Genomic DNA, 21,406 nt, shown 5'->3' with positions numbered 1-21,406 from the left:
ATTGCTAAATGAAACAAAACATCAACTTTCGTAAACAAGTCATTGCATCAGAAAAAAAGAATGCTAGATTATATTCATAAGTTCAGAAGGACACAGAACAAGAACAACCAACCCCATCGGGCAATGACATAAGTGTCCCCCGTCAAAAGCCCAAACAAGTTTTAGGATTTACAACTTAAAGTGGCATTCCGACTATTATCTATAGTTGCGCCAAATCCCTAAGCGGAAAAACAGGAAAATGCTAAACTTGTGAGATTGTCCACCCCTAGTTATTGAATTTCAATCACTTACTTAATCCCAAAAATTTGAAACTAATCAATTCGCTAGAACCTGGTCAACCCTGATCAGGTTTTTAGGTTTTTATCAATTGACAATTGACAATGGACAATTGACAATTAACTTTCCCTAGAACGTCGATTCAGTAATGCTAGGTAATCTGTTTTTACCTTGTAGGGGCGAAGCATTCGGGTCATAACCTATCGCTGAAACCAGTTCATATTCTGTCCGAATCCTTCGCCCTTACGATTAATGAATCGGTGTTCTAGAAGGAAGAGGATTGAATGGAAAAATGGCAAGCTTTTATCTTTTTCCCCATAAAAAAGGGGAAGCTTTAAACCCTGAATGAATCAATTATCAATTGTCAATTATCAATTGTCAATTGTCAATTGTCAATTGTCAATTATCAATTATCAATTAGTAATAGATAAAACCCAATCGCGGAAAAGAGGGTTTATTTGATCAGGTGCTTCATCATGGGGACAATGACCAGCATTGATAAAATATTCTGTTAATTGGGGATAATATTCATGGAACTTTTGGGAACGTTCCCGCGCTTTCATCCAAGGATCAGCTTCACCCCATAACAATAATAAAGGACAAGTTAATTGCTTGAGTAAAACATCAACTTTTTCCCCTTGGGGAGTGCTAAAAACAGACACAAAAACATCTAAAGCACCTGGATCATAAGCTGGACGTTGAATTTCTGTAACTAATTGATTAGTAATTGCAGTTTTATCTAAATAAACCTTTTCTAAAGTACGACGAATTACCCAACGTTGACGCACATATTGAAATAATAAAGCCTGAAATAAACGTTGTTTAAAAGTCCATTTGACAGTGTTACCAATTAATTTCTGTAAGGGATTTTGTGCAGGTTGCATTTGCACTTGTTCCCCTTCCGTTTGCGAAAATGGACCTGCACTATTAAGTAATACTACCCCCGCAACCAAATCAGGATATTTTGCACCCACACATAAACAAGCATAACCACCAAGGGAGTTACCCGCTACAACTGTTTTTTCACCAATGACTTCACTAATAAAATCTCGCAGTTGTTCACGCCATAAATCCCCACTATACTGTAATTTCGGTTTTGCTGAACGTCCAAACCCTAAAAGATCAATAGCAAATACTTGAAAATCTGCACAAAGTCCAGTAATATTTTTACGCCAGTGATCAGTAGAAGCACCAAAGCCATGTACTAAAAGCAAAGAGGGGCGCTGGGGTTGTTTTTCTCCCGCTTGTACATAGTATACATTGTGTCCTCGCCATTGCCAGTATTTTCCGGAAATTGGATTTGTAGAGGGTGCTATATTTGTCTGCATTATCTAAATTAAAGTTAAGTGTTTTTTGATGTATTTATTTTCATTTTACTGTATAAAATGAAAATTTCTACAGTTTTTACGTATTATATTATATAATACTAATTATTCATCACATCTGTTTTCATCAACTTATCCCAAAAGCGAAAATAAAGACCATAATTGCAATTGAACTTGTGATGATGCAAAGTGTGATGGGTAGGTGTAATCCAATATTGATTCCAAAAACCGCGCATCCAGGAACTTGGGTAAACCTCATAACCTGTGTGATTAATCACGCCAAATAAAGTCATCAAGATCAATAACAAAACTAACATACTAATGTGAATGGGAATGATCAAAAGCAAAATGGGAATAATAATTGCTTGAATTATGCTCTCAAATGGATCAAAGCAAAAGGAAGTCCAGGGTGTTGGGTTAATAGATTCATGATGGACCTTATGAAACCGCCGATACATTTTAGGGTTATGTAGCCAGAAATGTGTCCAATAAAAATAAGTGTCGTGCAAAAACAAATATATAAACAGGCTTAAAGGTAAATATAACCACCCATATCCTAGAGGATCAAAATAAACTTTGGTATGTCCAGTTTCTATGATTTTCATCGTCAAAGCAACTAAGGGTGAAAAAATAAGACAGGATAAAATTGACCATTTAATTTCAGTGGAGATTTTGTTTTTGCGTCTATTGATATCTTGAAGACGACGATTTTCCCAAGACTCTGGTCTGCGAATCCACAGCAACCAATATAACAAGAAAGATACAATCAGGTATCGCAGGGAAAGAGAAAAAAATATGACTAAAGTCAAAATGCTAAATTCCGTAATTATAGGTAGCATGGTGTTAAAACGTATAAATTTATGTGTTTTAATTTTTGATTTATTTCGTAATCATTCAATAAAATTGTATGCACCTGTATAATATATCATGTATGATAATTAACAGTCAATTTATTTATTTATTTACTTACTTACTTATTTAAACAATTAATAAACTAATTAAGCTCACAGCAATACGGTTCGGTTAACGAGACTGACGTATTGTAAATATTGGATATCCCCCATTATCCCCCTGAAAAAAGGGGAAACAAACGGATTTTTAGGCATTCTTTGAATGGGAGGTTGGGGGGATTAAAACCTTAACTGACAATTAATGGAAAAGTATTGAGGTGAATTTTTGATCAAAGCCACCCATCTGGTTAATTTTCAATTGATATTTGTCGTGTAAACCGAACCAGAAATATTCGCGTAAACCGAAAATATTTATAATCGAAAATATCGGTTCGGTAATCATCATTTAATAAGTGATAAAAACCGGATTTACATTATTTTTGAACCTCACTAAGATAATAATCAAAGAGTTGATAAAAACAACTCAAACAAACAAACAACCAACAATATAGAGGTAAAAGTATATGACAGTTATTCGTTACAACCCCTGGAAAGAAATCGACACCTTAGAACGTCGCGTTAATCTTTTAGTAGAAGGATTTATACCTAATACTTTGAAAGAGTTAACTAATGTCCCGAAAATTCCTGCTGCGGAAATAATTGAAACTGATGATGCAGTAATTCTCAAGTTAGAAGTTCCTGGTATGGAAGCTAAAGACTTAGATATTCAAGTTACAGAAGATGCAGTTTCTATTAGCGGTGAACGGAAGTTTCAACACAAAGAAGAAGATAAAGCTAAAACCAAAAGTGAATTTTATTATGGTCAATTTCAGCGTGTAATTCCTCTACCTGTACCTATTCAAAATACCAAAGTTACCGCCGATTATAAAGATGGTATTTTGCATCTGAATTTACCCAAATTGGTGGAAGAAAAGAACAAAGTTGTGAAAATAAACTTGGGTGAAAATTAAGATTTAGGTAAGGATTCAGTAGGGGTTTAGCAGTGCTAAACCCGTACATGAGTCAACATATTTTAGGACTTGACTTACGCAAGATTGAACTCAAAACCTGATTTTTGCGTAGGGGTAATTCATGAATTACCCTTACTTTTGTATTGACTATTTCATCATCGGTGATGAAGTGGAAGTGTCAAGTGTTGTTTGGGTTGATGTATTAATTTAATCTCATTTAATATCTGGCATTTAGCCTGGTTGTTTAATGCAACCGGGTTATTTTTTTGGGGAAGTTACCAAAAATAAGTATAATTGCAATACGTTTTTTAAAAAACATGATGTTTATGAATCAGCAAGAGAATAATTATCTTCAGAAAATCACTGGAAAAACTAAACTTTTGGGAGTTATTGGCCATCCTGTAGAACATTCCCTGTCACCAATGATGCACAATGCAGCTTTGAGTAAATTAGGGTTAGATTATGTTTATTTACCTTTTCCTATTGCACCAGAAAATTTAGAAATTGCGATCGCCGGTTTTGCAGCTATTGGTGTTGTCGGTTTTAGTGTAACAATTCCCCATAAACAGGCAATAATACCTTTATTATCAGAAATTTACCCCATTGCTCAAGCTATAGGTGCAGTTAATACCGTCACTCGTCAAGGTGACATTTGGGTAGGAACAAATACCGATGTAGAAGGGTTTATCGCACCTTTACAAACCACCTATCATCAAGATTGGAGTCAGAAAACCGCAGTAATTTTAGGAAATGGTGGCGCTGCGAGGGCGGTTGTTGCTGGTTGTATTCAACTAGGGTTTTCAGAAATTCATATAGTAGGAAGGAACATATATAAGTTAAAAGCATTTAATGAAAGTTGGCAAAATTCACCCTTTGCAGATAAATTTCAAGTTCACACTTGGGAAGAATTACCAAATTTAATTCCCCAAGCTAATTTGTTAGTAAATACTACTCCCATCGGGATGTATCCTCATGTCAATGAATCTCCTTTAAGTGCAGAGGAAATGGTTAAATTACCTTCAGGTGCAATTGCTTATGATTTAATTTACATTCCCAAACCAACAAAATTTTTACAAATAGCAGAAAAACAAGGTGCAATTCCCATTGATGGTTCAGAAATGCTAGTTCAACAAGGTGCAGCAGCATTAAAAATCTGGTTACAAAATGAAGAAATTCCTGTAACCGAAATGCGCCAAGCTTTACAAAATTATTTGGGTTTTTAGGGATGGGTAATTGGTAATTGGTAATTGGTAATTCAATTTTGGATTTTGGATTTTGGATTTTGGATTTTGGATTTTGGATTGTTTTTGTCAATTCCAATCTAAAATCTAAAATCTAAAATCTAAAATCTAAAATTTTCTTCCCCAGTCACCAGTCACCAGTCACCAATTATGAATTATTACGGATTCCTCATATACCTTTCTTCTCCCTGGGAATTGTAGAGAAATAGGGGGAGGTTGGCATTTTCACTGATGACTCCTAAAGCCTGTTGCAAAGTTTGGAAGTGATTTTGTATATCAGGAGTAGGAGTTTGCAGTCTTCGGTCATACTCCGGGGTTAAACGGACAATAATACGTCCTTTGGGTTGTTCTTCAATTGTGAAAGTGCATAAACGTATGCCACTGACGCAGGTTTTGCTTAAATCAGCCTGACTTTGTGCCAAGTTACCATAGAGTTGCTGTTTTTCCAGTGTCTGTCCTAAACTAGTAGAATAGGTTTGAATGAGCGACTGTGCTTGATTATAGATGGAACTATCTTGAGCAACCTGTTTAGCCGTCTGTATAGCTTGTTGCCAAGATGCTATTGCTTGTGTCCATTGATTTTTCGCCTCGAATACTTTAGCTTGATTTGCAAAGTTGGTAGCTTGTTGAAAAGTGGAGGCTGCTGCTATTTCTCTGGTAGCGCGGTTGCGTGCCAGTATGAGTTTTGGTTGATATTCCGCTAACAGTTTTTTGGCTTCCTCATTTGCCGTGCTGGTGGCGGGAATACTTTTCAAATCATTAATTACTTGTTGCCAAGCAAATTGTACTCTTTGCCAATCATTACCGGATTTAGCAGTAGCTTGACGCTGGTTGGCTGAATTAGCTACAGTTTTGGCTGTGGTAAGTTTTTTCTGCCATGATTCTTCATTCTGTAACTTTTGATTGATCGCTTTTAAATTGCTGTGATATTTGGGTAATTTTGCCTGCACCAAACTATATAGTTCATGACTAGGTTTAATAGCTTCCAGTGGTATAATTGCTTGTCTCCATAAAATTTGTCTGCTGCGAAGTTCATCTAAGCTAGTTGCGGGAGTTTGAATTTTTTGCTCTGCGGCGGCGGCGGCTTGTAAAGCTTTGATTACTAAGTTAATTTTTGTTAATTGGTTAGAAAAACTGGCAGCTAGTTCCTGCGCTTGCTGATAACGTGGAGACCATTGGGGAATTACTTTGAGATCAGAAATAACTTTATCCAGCTGCTGTTGTAATGCTATTAGTTCTTGTGTAGATTTAGCTGTACGGATTGATTGCTGAGAGTTGCTTTTTAACTGATCGGCTGTTTGTAATTCTTTGCATTCACCAATCACACAAGCACGATTCAGAAAAAAAGCACCGCCTCCACAAATGACAGTCACTCCCAAGACTCCTCCTAAGAGGATGGGTAAAGGTGGGAGTGGTAATGATATCGGCTGTCTTTTGCGTTTTGCTAGGCTTTCTGTCCCTGCAAATGGGTCAAATTTTTCTTCTTCGGCTAACTCATTCTCACTCTCATTGAACAATGAGCTATTTGAGCTAAATGTAGCATCCGAGTTAAATAATGCCTCTGATCTTAGTATGGTATCTGAATTTAATGAATTATCTGAGCCAAATGAAAGATCGGAACTAAAGGTAGAATCAGAAATATTTTCTTCGGTTCGAGAACTCAATGGATGATCCGCGATATGATCATCTTTTAGTAAACTAAATGGATGATCCGATATATGAACATCGGTTACAGGAGATGAGAGATCAGGAATTTCCAGTGGGGGAAAAGTTAGCTGGTTTTTAGCAGCACCGTTATTAAAGCCATTGCTTGTTTCCAGGGACGTAATTTGCTGCTCTTTCTGTATTTTCTTAGCCTTGATAGTGATTGAATGTTTAGTATAGGGTAGTTTTTCTCCTGAAACCCTGACATAAAATTGCACCCTTTGATCATGATATTGAGATTGCCACTGGAGCGATTCCTCAAGGATGGCAAAGATTTTTTGGCTATCAACTGCTATACCTGGAGGGTGCTGAGTTAAAATCATCAGTGCGTCTTTCTGGACAGCGCATCTTACCTGGAGAACTGGGACAGATGGAAGTTCTACCAGTAGTTTTTCTTGTAAAATACTGGTTAAATGCTGGATATCTTCTTTTGGGAATTTATCTTTCATAATGTCTACTGCTAATGTTGTATATAGTTTTATAGTTTTTATTATCTTGGAGTAGATGAAATAAAGTTCTGGTCTTTGTCACATTCAGAATAGATGGTTTTACTAACTGTTTGACAAAACCCAATCATATACTGGTGTTTTAATATATAAGTATTTGATTTTGCTCAAGGCTGAACCTTGGTTTCCTGTCCCAGAGAACTAGTTTTTAACACAAAGTTCCATCTTTTACCAGAAAGCGAGTGAGCAGCAATGGTTTAGGATTCTGCTTTTTTATACTACTAGATCATAAATTAGACAATACAAATGCGAGTATAAATTATCCAGGAAAAAATATACAAGAAGATCCAAGTAATTTTTTAGACTGGCAAGTTGACCAAGGAGGATCAAAAGGTCTAATCAACCAAATAGCAGCGGTTGGGGTTTGAGAATTGAGTGTACCACTATTACTTATACTTAATTCGATAAAATTGATTCTTGCCAAATCAATTTTCTAGCAAACCGAAGCGTGATTATATAAATAAAGTGCTGTGCAAACGATGAGACAGCAATAAAAATTAGATTTGAAATTGTTAATACAAGGTGTGTACCAATGGATTTATTGGAGTACCAAGTTAAAGAATGGTTTGATAAGATGGGCATTCCTGTTTTACCATCTCAACGAATTGACCATCCTACAGATTTAAAACGTTTAAAAATTAGCTATCCGATTGTACTCAAATCGCAAGTACACGCAGATGAACGGGCTAAAGCTGGTGGAGTCAGAATTGTGGAAACCACCATTGATGCGATCGCAGCTGCCCAAAATATCTTTAATTTACCAATTTGGGGAGAATTGCCAGAGGTTTTACTGGCAGAAACTAAGTATGATGCCAAGGATGAATTTTATCTGGCCGTAGTTTTAGATACCGCTATCTGTCGTCCAGTGCTTTTAGGTTGCAAAGAACCAGATATTGATTGGGAATCTCCAGGGGAGAAAATGCAATATGTGGTGGTAGAACAGGAATTTTCGCCATTTTATGCCAGAAGACTGGGTTTGAAAATGGGCTTACAGGGTGCGCTGATGCAGTCGGTAAGTGATATTGTAGAAAAAATGTATAAGTTATTTGTGCAGAAGGACTTAGATTTAGTAGAGATAAATCCTCTAGCTGTTAGTGTTTCTGGGCAAGTTATGGCACTCAATGGTAAAGTTAGAGTTAATGAAAGAGCAATTAACCGACATCCAGAAATAGCCAAAATGGCGGCAAAAATGATTGGCCGTCATAAAAATAGCAAGATCAACAGTATCTTGGGTAATTGGGATGGGTTAGAAATACACGGCAAAATAGGTATATTGGGCAATGGTACGGGTTCGGTGTTGACAACCTTGGATGCAGTTTTTAATGCGGGTGGTAAACCAGGTGTATCTTTAAATTTACGACATTCTTTCTTGACTGATACTGAACCGACGACATTTTGCGATCGCCTGGAAAGTGGTTTAAAAATGTTGGCTGCTGATAAAAGCATTCAAGTGATTCTGATTAACTTTTTGGGTTCTATTCCTCAAGTTTCTCAGATGCCAGAAGTAATTGCTAATTTTATCCAACTAGATCCAAAAGAACTCAAATCTTATACGTCTAACGGAAGTAAATATAAACCGAAAAACTTACCCAGGTTGGTTGTCCGTCTTGCTGGTTTTGATTTTGATCAAGCTAGGAAATATTTAGCTCAACTCAAAGCTGAAACTGAGACGCTGATAGTAGTAGAAAATTTAGATGAGGCTGTTCAACAAGCAGTCCGTCTAGCTAAGTTACCAGCTTACAAGAAGTAGTAACAGGTGACAGGTAACAAAGCAATTAAAAATTAAAAATTAAAAATTTCTCTTTTCCTGTTCCCTGTTCCCTGTTCCCAATTCGCAATTCCCAATTCCCAATTCCCAATTCCCAATAACTAAATTTTATGAACTTAAAACCAGACAGTAAAGTTTTAATTCAGGGTTTTTGTGAATTTATATCAGCAACTCATATTGCTCAAATGAAGGCTTATGGCACTAATTTAGTAGCTGGTGTTGATCCTGGATGTGGTGGAAAGAAAATCTACAGTTTGCCAGTTTTTGACTTAGTAGAGGAAGCTATCTCAAAATTTGGCCAAATTGATACAACCATTATTTGTGTCCATCCTTATCAAGTTTTGGATGCAGCTTTAGAAGCGATCGCCTCTAATATTAGACAGATAATTATTATTTCTGCTGGTGTACCACCTTTAGATATGGTGAAATTACTCCGCACTACAGAAAGTCATGAAATTTTGCTAGTAGGTCCTAACAGTCCAGGAATTATTGTTCCTGGTAAAATTCTCTTAGGCACTCAACCTAGTGAATTTTACACCCCTGGATCTGTGGGAATTGTTAGCCGTAGTAGTACCCTGACTTATGAGGTAGCCTGGGAATTAACCAAAGCTGGTTTAGGTCAGTCGATTAGTGTCAGTATTGGTAGTGATGCTATTGTCGGTTCTTCCTTTTCTCAATGGTTGCAAATTCTGGATGAGGAAGAAACTACAGAAGCAATAGTTGTAGTCGGCCAACCAGGGGGAGAAAGTGAAGAAAATGCTGCAAGATACATTGCTGAAGCTATTGATAAACCAGTCATTGCTTATATTGCAGGTAGACACGCACCGCCAAACAAATATTGGCATCAAACAGGAAATATAGCAACCGTTGTGAAACGTGATCCCAATTTTGGCACGACTCAAAGTAAATTAGCGGCTTTCCAAGCTGCACAAGTTCCTGTGGCTGAATATCCTGCTCAAATTCCTCAGTTGTTGAAGAAGGTAATACATAATTGAAAGTATAAGAAGCAAATTAGGTAGAGATCAGCAATGAAAATCACAGATGATTTAGCATCTCTTTATGAGATTGAATATGATCAATGGTTAGAACAAACGATTAAATTTTTAAAACAAAACCAATGGGAAAAATTAGACAAGGATCATTTAATTGAGGAATTAGAAGAATTGAGTCGGCGAGAAAAGAAAACATTAGAAAGATTCCTTGAACAAATTATCAGACATTTACTGCTACTGCAATATTGGCATAATGAATATGATTATAATGCTAATCATTGGCAAGCAGAAATTTTGAGTTTTAGGACTCAAATCAATGAAGATTTAACCAAAAACTTCAAAAATCATTTACAGGAAAATCAATCCATAATTTATGAAAAAGCACTCAAATATGTAAGACAAAAGACAGGTTATAACATTTCATTTCCAGAAAATTGTCCTTATACTCTCGAACAATTACTTGATATTAACTGGCTTCCCAAAAATAATTAAAGGATAAGATCCCCAACTTTTTTTAGTTTCATGTTAATGAATTGTCTTTAGACCACAGTCAGGGCGAAGCATTCGGATGATAGTATTAGGTAAAAACCGATAATTAATTGTCCGAATGCTGATGCTTCCAGCACGCTTCGCGAACGCGCCTACATTGTTGACGCGAAACCTAAATCAAAATGTGGTTTATTTACCTGAAAATAACTGTAAAACTCACATTCCGCATAAGCGGAGAATAAAAAAATAATTATCTCCAAAAACATTGTTTGGTAAGGGTTTTCAGGATTTTAGTTCAAAGGAACTATAAAATGTTTATTAGGAATTTATCTCATTTATTGAGAATATTTTTGGAGTAAAGTTTGTACAACCCTGAATCTTTCGTGATAATTATTCAGAATTGGATTTTATCTGCGGAATGTGGGGTAAAAATAAAACTCTTGTGGGGTGGGCATCCTGCCCGCCCTGGTGTACCTCATCCAGATGAAATATGGTGTAACTAATATCTTGCTAATAAATCAGGTAAATAATCATAGCCATCTACACCAATAACAGAAATGATCTTAGGGCGGTTTTGTTGCAATAAAACTTGAAATTTATCTTCTCCCAATTGTCTTTTGATTGTGGTTAATAAACCTGCGGGTTGTTGCCATTCTTGAGATGAAATTTGTTCTAATAGATACATTCCCAAACTACCTGTATAAATGGCTTTTTCAAAATTGAGCAGGTTATAATAAGCTTCTGCTAAATAAGCTAAATTTCGACCTTGAATATATAAATCCCCGGAAACTTGGGCAGTTCTAAAACCCAGTTCTAAATATTTGATGGCTTCTTGATATTGAGAAGTGACTAAATAGGCAATTCCCAAACTACTAAAACATAAAGATTGAGTTTGAATATCCCCAATTTTTTCGGCTAATTTTAAACCTTGTTCTAGATAATTAATAGCAGATTCATAAACTTCTGGTTCAGTGTTTTCTAATTGCTGTGCTTGCATTACTTCGCTGTAACCTAAGTTTACCAGGGCGTTAGTTTCTCCGGTTTTATCTCCTGTTTGTCTACTTAATATTAATGCTCTTTGACTATTATTTATTGCTTCAGCATAATTTTTTTCTTGGACATAGGTACGACTGAGGTGGTTAAGATTAGCAATTTCGCAAGTTGTATCTTGAGCATTTCTGGCAATTTCTAAAGCTTGTTGATGGAAATTTATTGAGCGCGGATAATTGCCTAAAGCTCTTTGAGAGTAACCTAATAATGTTAAAATTCTGGCTTTTTCTTGTGTTCCTGCTGCCGAACGTAGAGGTTCATCTAAATAATCGAGTGCATCCCGTAAATAACTACCAGAAAAAGAAGCAAAAATTCCACCATAAAGGGGAAAATAGGGACGTTGGGCAAAGGTTCGCAAAATTTGTAACATTATTTGTGAAGCGCCATTACTATATATTATTGATTGATTTTGCCAACCGTTTGCTAGTTGACTCCAAATGATGGCAAAGGTTAAAAATGTGGAAATTGATAATTTTGGACCTGCTTGAATATCATAAGCTTGTTTATCAAACCAACTAACTAAACCTCGTTGTAAGAATTGTAAAACTATTGTTAATTCTACCCAATCACTGAAGCTAAGGTTTTGTTGTTTTTGGGTAAATTCTATTGGAGATTGTTCTATTGCTAAAGTCTGAAAAAATGATTGTGGTATTTCGCTTTTGACTAATTTCGCCCAACTTGCCCAAGGTCCTTTTTCACCAGGTACACCACCAAAACCGAGAGAGGTTTTTTGTTCATACATCCAACTGAGGAGGTTTTCTTGGATGCGTTGCCAAGCGGCGATCGCCTGAGTTATACCTGTGGATATCTGTGTTAAATCTGAGTTAGCTGCACCAAATTGCTGTAAGGATTTGGCTATTTGTTGTAGTTGTGATAAATTTAAGGGATATTTTTGATTGGGATCGGTGTAGCGCAGGAATACGGCTAAACGCTCTTCATTACTAGCAATGGTAATTTCCCGTACTGCTGAAGCTATGATTTCGGTTGCTTTGTTTTGTTCTTGACAGCGTTGCCATTGTGTTTGAATAGTTTTAATTGCTCTTAAACTACGGGTGGCTTTGGCTTTTTTGAGTTCGTCTGTTTCGCTGTCTACTTTTGTTTGGATGGTATTCAAGCGATCGCTCAAAGCTAACTCAAACACTTCTCCCGTACCGGAAGCAATGCTTTGAAGTAACATTTGGTACAATTGTTCTACGGAGCTAATTTTGCCTTTGAGGGTGGTTTCGACTATTTGATCAATTAAAGCCAGGTAGCGATCGCGCAAAGGTAAAGATTCAGACACTTTAGCTAATAGGGTACAGTACAACAATTCTAATTTTATCTAATTTTATAAAACGTAACGTGACTATTTTTAATGGTTTGGGTGACTAGTAAAGGTTCAAACTTAGATCGAGAATGTATATTATGTATTATATTTTTCACAGGTCCCCAATAATCTAGAGAAAATGTCAATATTATTTATGTTGGTAAATGAAATTCCTTCCTAGTATTCCGCGATCGCTAACACATATCACATATATCACACCAATAATATCCCAATGATAGAAGTTGAACATCTGAGTAAAATATATGGTTCTACCGCAGCGATAACCGATGTCACCTTTAACGTAGAACCTGGAGAAATTTTAGGTTTCTTAGGTCCCAACGGTGCGGGTAAAACCACAACCATGCGGATTTTAGCCGGTTATCTGCCAGCGACCAAAGGAACAGCCAAAATAGCCGGGTATGATGTCCATGAAAATTCTTTAGCAGTGCGGCAAAAAATCGGCTATTTACCGGAAACACCGCCTTTATACCCCGAAATGACGGTAGAGGGATTTTTGCACTTTGTAGCTCGAATTAAAGGGGTATCCGCTGGCGATCGCCCCCAAAAAGTGCAAGCTGCTATGAAACGCTGCAACCTCACAGAAAAGCGTAAAGTCATTATTCGCAAGCTTTCCAAAGGTTTTCGCCAAAGAGTGGGAATAGCACAAGCAATAGTCCATGATCCTCCGGCCATTATCCTTGATGAACCCACCGTAGGACTAGACCCCCGGCAAATTATCGACGTGCGAAACTTGATCAAAAGTCTAGCCGGTACACACACCATCATCCTCTCTACCCATATTCTCCCAGAAGTGAGCATGACCTGTAGCCGCGTAGCCATCATCAACCGTGGTAAAGTCGTAGCTACCAACACCCCAGAAAATTTAATGACACAGTTAACCGGAGGTTCGGGTTATGAGTTAGAAATTTCTGGAGAAGTTACCCTAGCAAAACAGGTATTACAAAATGTAAAGGACGTGATTTTGGTAGAATCAATGCCGATAAGTCATGATCATCGTCCCCTACTGCGTGTTATATCTCAACCAGGCACAGAACCAGGGAAGGATATTGCAGCCGCATTAATTCGGGGAGGATTTAATTTATATGAAATGCGGCGGGTTAGTGCTAGTTTAGAAGATGTATTTTTACAACTAACAACCGAAGAGAAAAATTTACTTCCCCCAGCAAAAGAAACACCAGAAACTATACCAGAAACTATACTAAAAAACTCACCAGAAACAGAAGGAGAAAACGCATAACATGGGTATCATCATCGCTAATATAATTGCCATTTATCGCCGAGAATTACAAAGTTATTTTGTATCACCCTTAGCTTATGGTATAGCTGGCATCTTTTGGTTTATTTCTGGCTTATTTTTGGTGATGATTTTAATAGGTCCAGGGGGAATTTTGCCCACAGTTGCAGATTTAGATATCCAAGGACAACAATTAGGAGTACCCGTTCCGCCCATAGATGTACCCTATGAATTTATCCGGGCATTTTTAGATAGAATCAGTTGGTTATTATTGTTTATTTTACCCATACTTTCAATGGGACTTTATGCGGAAGAACGCAAACGGGGAACATTAGAATTATTAGCCACATCACCAGTTACTAACTGGGCTGTAGCCGTAGGTAAATTATTAGGAGTTTTAACATTTTTTATGACAATGGTATTACCGTTACTCGGATTTGAAACCCTAGCCATTAGCGGTTCTAATCCTCCCATGTCTCCAGTTATTCCTATTCTTGGTCATGTAGGATTAATATTATTAGCAGCAGCAATTTTATCATTAGGAATGTTCATTTCCTCCTTAACAGACAGCACACTGTTATCAGCCGTCCTTACCTTTTTTGTGGTTATATTACTATTATTAATAGATTCCATATCCAAAGCTATACCCGGTCCGGTGGGAGACAGTTTAGCTCATCTATCCCTACTCAAACATTACAACACATTAATTCAAGGAATTTTTGATAGTAGCGCCTTAATTTTATTTGTTAGTTACATTATTTTAGGAATTTTCCTCACCGCCCAATCAATAGATGCACTGCGTTTTCAACGTCAATAGTTAGGAGGTGACAGGTGACAGGTGACAGGTGACAGTAAAGAAGTTTGTACCAATTACCAATCACCAATCACCAATCACCAATCACCAATCACCAATCACCAATCACCAATCACCAATAATGAAAAAAATACCTAAAAAAAATTTCGCTAACCTACTATTTTTGTTGGGTCCATTCTTATTAACTCTGGGTTTAACAGTCGGGTTAATTTCAGATACATGGGGTATATTACCTCTAGTATTTATCATAGCAGGTCTTTTGATTTGCATTGTTTGGGTATTTTTCCAAGCCCAAAAAAATCAATTTTGGAAACAACGTTCTACCGTATCTACAACTAACGCCTTAGTGGCAACTTTGGCAGTATTAACAATATTAGGATTAATCAATTTTTTAGGTACACGGTATCAGTTAAGATTAGATTTAACAGAAACTCAATTATTTACCCTCGCACCCCAATCTAAAGAATTACTGCGTACCTTACCCAAACCTGCAAAAGTCTGGTTATTTACCAGAGAACAAAATTTGCAAGATGAACAATTACTAGAAAATTATCGTCGTCAAACTCCTAAGTTTAACTTTGAATATATCGACCCTCAAACCAGACCAGGACTAGCAGAAAAATTTGGTGTGAAAGCTTTTGGCGAAGTTTATTTAGAATTTGATAATAAGCGCCAATTAGTACAAACTGTCAATGAATATGAACGTCTATCAGAAGTAAGATTAACTAGCCGTTTACAACAAATAACTAGTAACAATACAGCTAAAGTTTACTTTCTGCAAGGTCACGGTGAACTAGAATTTACAGATGCTAAAAATGCTATTTCTCAAGCTATTCAAGGATTAGCAGACAAAAATTTTACAGCTTTACCTCTGAGTTTAACAGAACAAACTACAGTCCCTGAAGATGCTGCTGTTGTTGTCGTCGCTGGTCCAAAACGAGAGTTATTAGCAGGTGAAGTTACAGCTTTACAAGATTATCTCAATCGTGGCGGTAATTTAATGTTAATGGTTGACCCTAATACTGACCCAAAAATTGATGACTTATTGCAAGATTGGGGTGTAAAATTAGATAATCGTTTAGCTGTTGATGTTTCTGGAACAACTTTAGGACTAGGACCTGCTGCACCTGCTGTTACAGAGTATGGACAACATCCCATCACTAAAGATTTTGGTAATGGTATTTCTTTCTATCCCCTCGCACGTCCTATTCTCATTGAACCAATTCCTGAGATTCAATCTACTCCTTTACTCAGAACTAAATCATATCCTAATAGTTGGGCAGAAAGTGACCAACAAAACGAAAATTTAGAGTTTAATGAAGGTCAAGATTTAAAAGGTCCTTTAACTTTAGGTGTAGCATTAACTAGAAAGCTATCATCCCCATCTCCCACATCTACCCCATCTCCCACCGCTTCCCCATCTCCCACACCTACCCCCACACCTACCGCTTCCCCATCTCCCACATCTACCCCCACACCTACCGCTTCCCCATCTCCCACACCTACCCCCACACCTACCGCTTCCCCAACTGAGGAAAATTCTCAAAATCACAGCAAAGAATCTCGCTTAGTAGTGTTTGGAAACTCAGATTTTGCTAGAGATGGTTTATTTCAGCAACAATTAAATGGAGATGTATTTCTCAACTCAGTAACTTGGTTAAGTCAAGAAGATCAACAACCGCTTTCAATTCGTCCCAAAGAACAAACAAATCGCCGCATCACCATGTCAACTGCAAAAGCAAATTTATTAAGTATTTCTTCTTTGTTGCTTTTACCTTTCATTGGTTTAGCTACTGGCGCTATTATTTGGTGGAAAAGAAGATAATTGATAATTGATAATTGATAATTGATAATTGATAATTGATAATTATGAATTTATCTACCTGTTTCACCTGCTTCCTCTTCTCTGTCACCTGTCACCTGTCACCTATTTCCAAATGAAACGCACAACTTTAACTTTAGTAATTTTAGCCTTGGGTTTAAGTGGTTTTGTCTATTTTGATGAAATTAGACGGAAAAATCAACCACAACAATTTGCACAAAATCACCTCAATAAAATAAATCAGGTAAATCAGCAAAATCAACAAACTCAGACCACTAAACAACAGATTTTCTCATTTAATGTTGAGGATGTTCAATCTATAGATATTAAAACGAAGGACTACACTTTAAATTTAGAACGGAGTCAGAAACTAGAAGCGCCAAAATGGTCAATTAAATTACCAAAATCTCCTAACCCAGAACCAGCAAAAGAGGCTATAGTTTCTTATTTAACGGATTTATTGGTTAAAGGTAAAAGTGAAAGTAGTGTATCAATTTCACCTAATCAATTGAGTGAATTTGGTTTAGATAAACCTCAAGCGACTATTGATATTAAACTGAAAAATCAAAAAACGCATCAAGTAATTTTAGGGAAACCTAATTTTAACAATACTTTCTTATACGCCCAAGCTGATCCTGTGATCGACAATAATGGAAATACTCAGGTTTTATTAGTTTCTAAAGATTTCGCTAATGCTGTCAATCGGGAATTATCAGAATGGCAAGAAATATCTCAAGCATCTGCTAACAAACCTAATGAACAAAACACTGAAAAATCTGCTAAACAAACCAGTGAGGAAGGTGCTAAACAAGCTGAACAAGATACTAAATTAGACCTTGTACCAATACCCATAGATCCTAATCCTGCCCATACTAAATAATTAATATAGGAATCCGGTTTGGTTTCTGTTCGCGGTAACGTGGCGAAGCCATATCTATTTGTTTAGGGAGGGAATAGGGAAGAGGGAGTAGGAAATAAGTAATAATTCATAATTATCAATTATCAATTATCAACTATCAATTACCAACTATCAACTATCAACTATCAACTAAAATGAACCCAACAGCAACTTTACTGATTTCTTGCCCTGATCAAAAAGGATTAGTCGCAAAATTTGCTAATTTTATTTATGCTAATGGTGGTAATATTATTGATGCTGATCAACATACAGATTTTGAAGCTGGTTTATTTCTCACTCGTATAGAATGGCTGTTGGATGGTTTTAATTTACCAAGGGATTTAATTGGTGCTGCTTTTAATGCGATCGCCCAACCTTTAGGCGCTAAATGGGAATTACATTTTTCTGATACTGTTCCCAGAATTGCAATTTGGGTAAGTCGTCAAGACCATTGTTTATTAGATTTAATTTGGCGGCAAAAGGCACAGGAATTTAATGCAGACATACCTTTAATTATTAGTAATCATCCCCATTTACAGGAAGTTGCAGCACAATTTGGTATTGATTATCATCACATTCCCATTACTAAAGATAATAAACAAGAACAGGAAATAAAGCAATTAGAATTACTGCGTCACTACAATATTGATTTGGTAGTTTTGGCTAAATATATGCAGATAATAACTGATAATTTTATTCAGCAATTCCCGCAAATAATTAATATTCATCACTCATTTTTACCTGCATTTATTGGTGCGAATCCCTATTATCGAGCTTTTGAAAGAGGTGTAAAGATTATTGGCGCAACTGCCCATTATGCAACTGTTGATTTAGATTGTGGTCCAATTATTGAACAGGATGTAGTTAGGGTAAGTCACCGGGATAATGTAGATGATTTGATTAGAAAAGGTAAAGATTTAGAGAGAATTGTTTTAGCTAGGGGAGTGCGATCGCATTTACAAAATCGCGTTTTAGTCTATGGTAATAAAACCGTAGTTTTTGAATAAATAACAGAGTTTTACTCCTGACTCCTGACTCCTGACTCCTGACTCCTGACTGCCCCTACGACTCCTGCAATATCGTTAACAGTCAAAATGCAGACTTTCATGAAATACTAGTTTCAAGTCTTATTGTTAACGACAAATGAAACAGCTAAAGTCACGTTCTCAAGATTTACGCAGCTTATTTGAGAACAGTATTACCATAGAATATGTAGCCGAACCTCTCAAAGCCGTCAAAGCTGATGCAGATATGAGAGAAATTATAAATTGGATGGAGTTGCAGGATTTTGATGTCGTCGGAGTGGAAACAGAAGATAGTATTACAGGTTATGTAGAACGTTCTACTTTAAGAGAAAATTTACGAGAAAACCAATCGGGAAAATGCAGCGACTATCAACAAGTGTTTCATCCTCAAGAACTCATTGCTATGTCTACACCCTTGATGAAGTTGTTGCCAATTCTGCAACAAAAATCCAGATTATTTGTATTAGACTGTAATAATGTTAGTGGCATTATTACTTGTGGTGATTTGCAGAAAGCACCAGTCAGAATGTTGCTGTTTGGGTTGGTAACGCTGCTAGAAATGAATTTGTTACGACTGGTGCGGCTGTATTATCCCCAAGATTCATGGCAAAAAGTTCTTAAACCTGACCGCTTAGAAGCTGCTCAAAAATTATGGCGTGAAAGTCAAGAAAGAAATGAAGCCACAGATTTATTAGATTATCTGCAATTTTGCGACAAGCGGGAATTGGTATTAAATCAACCTGAACTGTTTGATAAATTGGGGTTAAAGTCAAAACGATCTGGTGAACGCTTTCTCAAATCTGCTGAAAATTTGCGGAACCGTTTAGCACACGCTCAAAATCTAGTCAATGGTTCCTCTTGGCAAGATTTGATTTCTTTGGCTGAAGGTTTGGAACGTTTATTAATCCATTGTGAAGAAATTGAATCTTAACGTATCCAGGAAATAGCAAATACTTTCTGATGTCAGTATAGTTAAAGGAAAGCACTAATGAAAAATTAAGAATTTATACAGTTAATATGTCTAAACAATTGCCTCCATCAAGTGATTTAACAAAATTGCCTACAGAAGCCGAAAGAGAAGAACAACTGATACAAGATGTCCTGCTTTTGTTGGAAAATATGGTTTACAGAGAGGAAGCAACAGTTAAGCTGATCTTGAATTGTCTCTATGATGCTGGGTCAACTAATTTGATTAACCAAAAGTTCCAGTCTCGCACTCTCAATAGAACCCTGAAATGGATTTCCAAAATGTCTAAACCTGCATTCAGAATGATTGCTTGGCAATGGTTTAAGAAGAATTGCCCTAAATTGATCACAGATTGGTTGCGAAGCCAAATTCAGTTTAAAAAAGTTGAAACCCCAAAAGTAGAGATAGTAGTAGAAGACCAACGGACTAAATTAAATTCTCTTGATCAAGCTCAAAATCAGATGTATGAAGTCAAACAGCTTCGCTCTCAAGTTAAGTTGTTAACTGGTGTTTTAGTGGTAGTAGTGACAGTGTTAACTGGCAGCTTTGTTTGGGCTGGTTATTTATTAGAGCGATCGCATTTACAAGTAGTAGAAGAATTACAAACTCAGGTAAAAACTCTTGAGGCTAGTGTGAATAAGCATTAACTTGATACTTACTGTTGACATTTGTCAATTAATGTCAATGCTTACTCCAGTCAAATGTGTTTTGGTTTGAAGCAATAGTTCTGCGCCAGGCTGTTCTTCCTCTTGCAAGATTCAGCATTTTTTGTTCAACTATATCAGGTAACTGCTCCCAGGACAGGTCTCCTGTTATCTGTCACAACTTTTGACCTGTATAAATTGAGCGCACCTCACCATTACGGCGGATAATCGCCTCACCGTTACTTACGTCTACTAGCGTCCAACCAGTAGCACCAATATTTTCTCCCAGGTTAATCCGGCGAGTCACACCATCAATTTTGAACAAAGCCGCAGATTTGCTACCTAACTCTAACAATCCTTCCAACTCGGCTGAATAGGCGGGTAAATACACCTGTTGGGTAGTTGTGGGTGTAGTTGGTAATGTTTCTGGTTTCGGTAATGATGCAGTTGCGATCGCCGCAGGTAGTTTTGGTGGTGCTGTAGCTGGTAGCTTAGAAGCATCTGCCCGCTTCACAGTTGTCGGTGAATTTTTTGCTGTTAGGGGCTTGGTTGCTTGTTGCACATTACTAGGGGAATCTTTGACAAACCCAGGTGGTGATACCTGCGCTGACATTGGGGAAACTTCTGGTAATGGGCGTATAGCTGGAGGTGCTTGATAAACAGGAACATGAACATATATTCTCTCTACCACATTTGTCACTCGACTGGGAGCAGGTGGGGCATTGTTAGCAGCCACTGGTAGGGGTAAAGTGCCAATAGGTTGGTTACTGGGCAAAGGCAAAGCGTTTGTTTGCTGGGGATTAACATCACGTAACCCAGATTTAGCAGGTGTTTGATCATTGCTAGAGCCTTGCTGGTCTATCACTGCCAAAGCCTGCAACATATAATTAACTAATTCACCATGAGGATCTGGTTGTACAGGTACTGGTGATTTTACCTGATCTGTTGGTGGTATGTGTGGAGTAAATTGGGCAGTGATATTGGTGAATAATGTCGGCTGTGCTAGGTAGACTGAACCAACCATTGCCACACTTAAGGTTAAGCCTAACACGAGCAGGTTGCCTAATCCACCGCTGTGCTTTTGATTTCTTTTCCTAATTGCAGTGACAGAGGGAGGATTTAAAACCAGTGTACTTGGTTGCGGCTTTTGGATGGGCGCGATCGCTTTGGTTGCTCGGTGTACTGTCTGTGTCAAAACAACTTCTTGCATCTTCACCGCCACTGTTTGCTTATGTGGCACATATTCTGTTCTGATGGTTTTAGCAGGGCGCTTTCTACCACAATCTAGTATGTTGTCGATATCGGTGAAGAGTTCATCTATCAAGCCTTCAGCGTAAGTCTCTATCGACAGGGCTTCACTGGGGAGTAAGTCCTCTAGTGCTTCAGAAATCATTAGATGGGTGCTGGCTTCTGTTATCATAGACATTTTCTTTGTGGCTGCTAGAAAGGGAAAGGAAACCCAA

General features: G+C 37.2%; 17 protein-coding genes. 12 read left to right on the top strand and 5 right to left on the bottom strand.

Features of this window, described 5'->3' with window-relative positions:
* Window positions 1-689: 689 nt before the first annotated feature.
* Both H6F45_RS11610 and H6F45_RS11605 read right to left on the bottom strand, forming a co-directional pair.
* Window positions 690-1,604, bottom strand: coding sequence for an alpha/beta fold hydrolase (locus tag H6F45_RS11610; RefSeq protein ID WP_137668672.1), 915 nt, complete (start codon window positions 1,602-1,604; stop codon window positions 690-692).
* Window positions 1,605-1,702: 98 nt separating this feature from the next.
* Window positions 1,703-2,410 (bottom strand): sterol desaturase family protein, encoded by a 708-nt coding sequence (locus tag H6F45_RS11605; RefSeq protein WP_236104133.1) that lies wholly within the window; start codon window positions 2,408-2,410, stop codon window positions 1,703-1,705.
* 605 nt (window positions 2,411-3,015) lie between these two features.
* Here H6F45_RS11605 and H6F45_RS11600 point away from each other — a divergent pair.
* Together H6F45_RS11600 and H6F45_RS11595 are read left to right on the top strand one after the other, a co-directional pair.
* On the top strand, window positions 3,016-3,462 hold the full coding sequence (locus tag H6F45_RS11600; RefSeq protein ID WP_190347247.1) for an Hsp20/alpha crystallin family protein: 447 nt from the start codon (window positions 3,016-3,018) through the stop codon (window positions 3,460-3,462).
* Window positions 3,463-3,788: 326 nt separating this feature from the next.
* Window positions 3,789-4,685, top strand: a complete 897-nt coding sequence (locus H6F45_RS11595) for a shikimate dehydrogenase (RefSeq protein ID WP_190347272.1) — start codon at window positions 3,789-3,791, stop codon at window positions 4,683-4,685.
* Between the two features lie 176 nt (window positions 4,686-4,861).
* Here H6F45_RS11595 and H6F45_RS11590 read toward each other — a convergent pair whose 3' ends face one another.
* Entirely contained in the window at window positions 4,862-6,856 is a 1,995-nt protein-coding gene (locus H6F45_RS11590) for a hypothetical protein (RefSeq protein ID WP_190347246.1), read from the bottom strand.
* A gap of 589 nt (window positions 6,857-7,445) precedes the next feature.
* Here H6F45_RS11590 and H6F45_RS11585 point away from each other — a divergent pair.
* From H6F45_RS11585 to H6F45_RS11575, 3 genes are all read left to right on the top strand, one after another.
* Window positions 7,446-8,663 carry a succinate--CoA ligase subunit beta gene (locus tag H6F45_RS11585; RefSeq protein WP_190347245.1) on the top strand — a complete coding sequence of 406 codons (1,218 nt, stop codon included), beginning with the start codon at window positions 7,446-7,448 and terminating at the stop codon, window positions 8,661-8,663.
* A gap of 128 nt (window positions 8,664-8,791) precedes the next feature.
* Window positions 8,792-9,676: a CoA-binding protein gene (locus tag H6F45_RS11580; RefSeq protein ID WP_096567637.1), complete on the top strand. Its 885-nt coding sequence runs from the start codon at window positions 8,792-8,794 to the stop codon at window positions 9,674-9,676.
* Between the two features lie 33 nt (window positions 9,677-9,709).
* A complete protein-coding gene (locus H6F45_RS11575; protein ID WP_137668678.1) occupies window positions 9,710-10,165 on the top strand; it encodes a DUF29 domain-containing protein in 456 nt (151 codons plus the stop codon).
* 496 nt (window positions 10,166-10,661) lie between these two features.
* On the opposite strand, the gene H6F45_RS11570 is transcribed toward H6F45_RS11575, so the two are convergent.
* Window positions 10,662-12,494: a tetratricopeptide repeat protein gene (locus H6F45_RS11570; protein ID WP_137667388.1), complete on the bottom strand. Its 1,833-nt coding sequence runs from the start codon at window positions 12,492-12,494 to the stop codon at window positions 10,662-10,664.
* Window positions 12,495-12,750: 256 nt separating this feature from the next.
* On the opposite strand from H6F45_RS11570, the gene H6F45_RS11565 reads away from it, so the two are divergent.
* The 7 genes from H6F45_RS11565 to H6F45_RS11535 all read left to right on the top strand — a co-directional run bounded on the left by H6F45_RS11565 (window position 12,751) and on the right by H6F45_RS11535 (window position 19,946).
* Window positions 12,751-13,776 carry an ABC transporter ATP-binding protein gene (locus H6F45_RS11565; RefSeq protein WP_096567643.1) on the top strand — a complete coding sequence of 342 codons (1,026 nt, stop codon included), beginning with the start codon at window positions 12,751-12,753 and terminating at the stop codon, window positions 13,774-13,776.
* 1 nt (window position 13,777) lies between these two features.
* Complete coding sequence (locus tag H6F45_RS11560) at window positions 13,778-14,590, top strand: ABC transporter permease (protein ID WP_137667390.1); 813 nt, start codon at window positions 13,778-13,780, stop codon at window positions 14,588-14,590.
* Window positions 14,591-14,708: 118 nt separating this feature from the next.
* A complete protein-coding gene (locus H6F45_RS11555) occupies window positions 14,709-16,412 on the top strand; it encodes a Gldg family protein (protein ID WP_190347271.1) in 1,704 nt (567 codons plus the stop codon).
* A 112-nt stretch (window positions 16,413-16,524) separates the two neighbouring features.
* The gene (locus tag H6F45_RS11550) at window positions 16,525-17,289 is read left to right on the top strand and encodes a DUF4340 domain-containing protein (RefSeq protein ID WP_190347270.1); all 765 of its coding nucleotides are present in this window, start codon (window positions 16,525-16,527) and stop codon (window positions 17,287-17,289) included.
* 173 nt (window positions 17,290-17,462) lie between these two features.
* The gene (purU, locus tag H6F45_RS11545; RefSeq protein WP_190347244.1) at window positions 17,463-18,314 is read left to right on the top strand and encodes a formyltetrahydrofolate deformylase; all 852 of its coding nucleotides are present in this window, start codon (window positions 17,463-17,465) and stop codon (window positions 18,312-18,314) included.
* Between the two features lie 136 nt (window positions 18,315-18,450).
* On the top strand, window positions 18,451-19,263 hold the full coding sequence (locus H6F45_RS11540) for a hypothetical protein (protein WP_096567654.1): 813 nt from the start codon (window positions 18,451-18,453) through the stop codon (window positions 19,261-19,263).
* Between the two features lie 86 nt (window positions 19,264-19,349).
* Window positions 19,350-19,946 (top strand): hypothetical protein, encoded by a 597-nt coding sequence (locus H6F45_RS11535; protein ID WP_096567655.1) that lies wholly within the window; start codon window positions 19,350-19,352, stop codon window positions 19,944-19,946.
* 172 nt (window positions 19,947-20,118) lie between these two features.
* Here the strand turns inward: H6F45_RS11535 and H6F45_RS11530 are convergent, their stop codons facing one another.
* Window positions 20,119-21,369, bottom strand: coding sequence for a hypothetical protein (locus tag H6F45_RS11530; protein WP_236104051.1), 1,251 nt, complete (start codon window positions 21,367-21,369; stop codon window positions 20,119-20,121).
* Between the last annotated feature and the right edge of the window lie 37 nt (window positions 21,370-21,406).

The organism is Sphaerospermopsis sp. FACHB-1194 (genome assembly GCF_014696235.1).
GTDB lineage: Bacteria > Cyanobacteriota > Cyanobacteriia > Cyanobacteriales > Nostocaceae > Sphaerospermopsis > Sphaerospermopsis kisseleviana.
The sequence above is the reverse complement of the archived record's forward strand: the minus strand, read 5'-3'. Positions and strand labels throughout refer to the sequence as shown.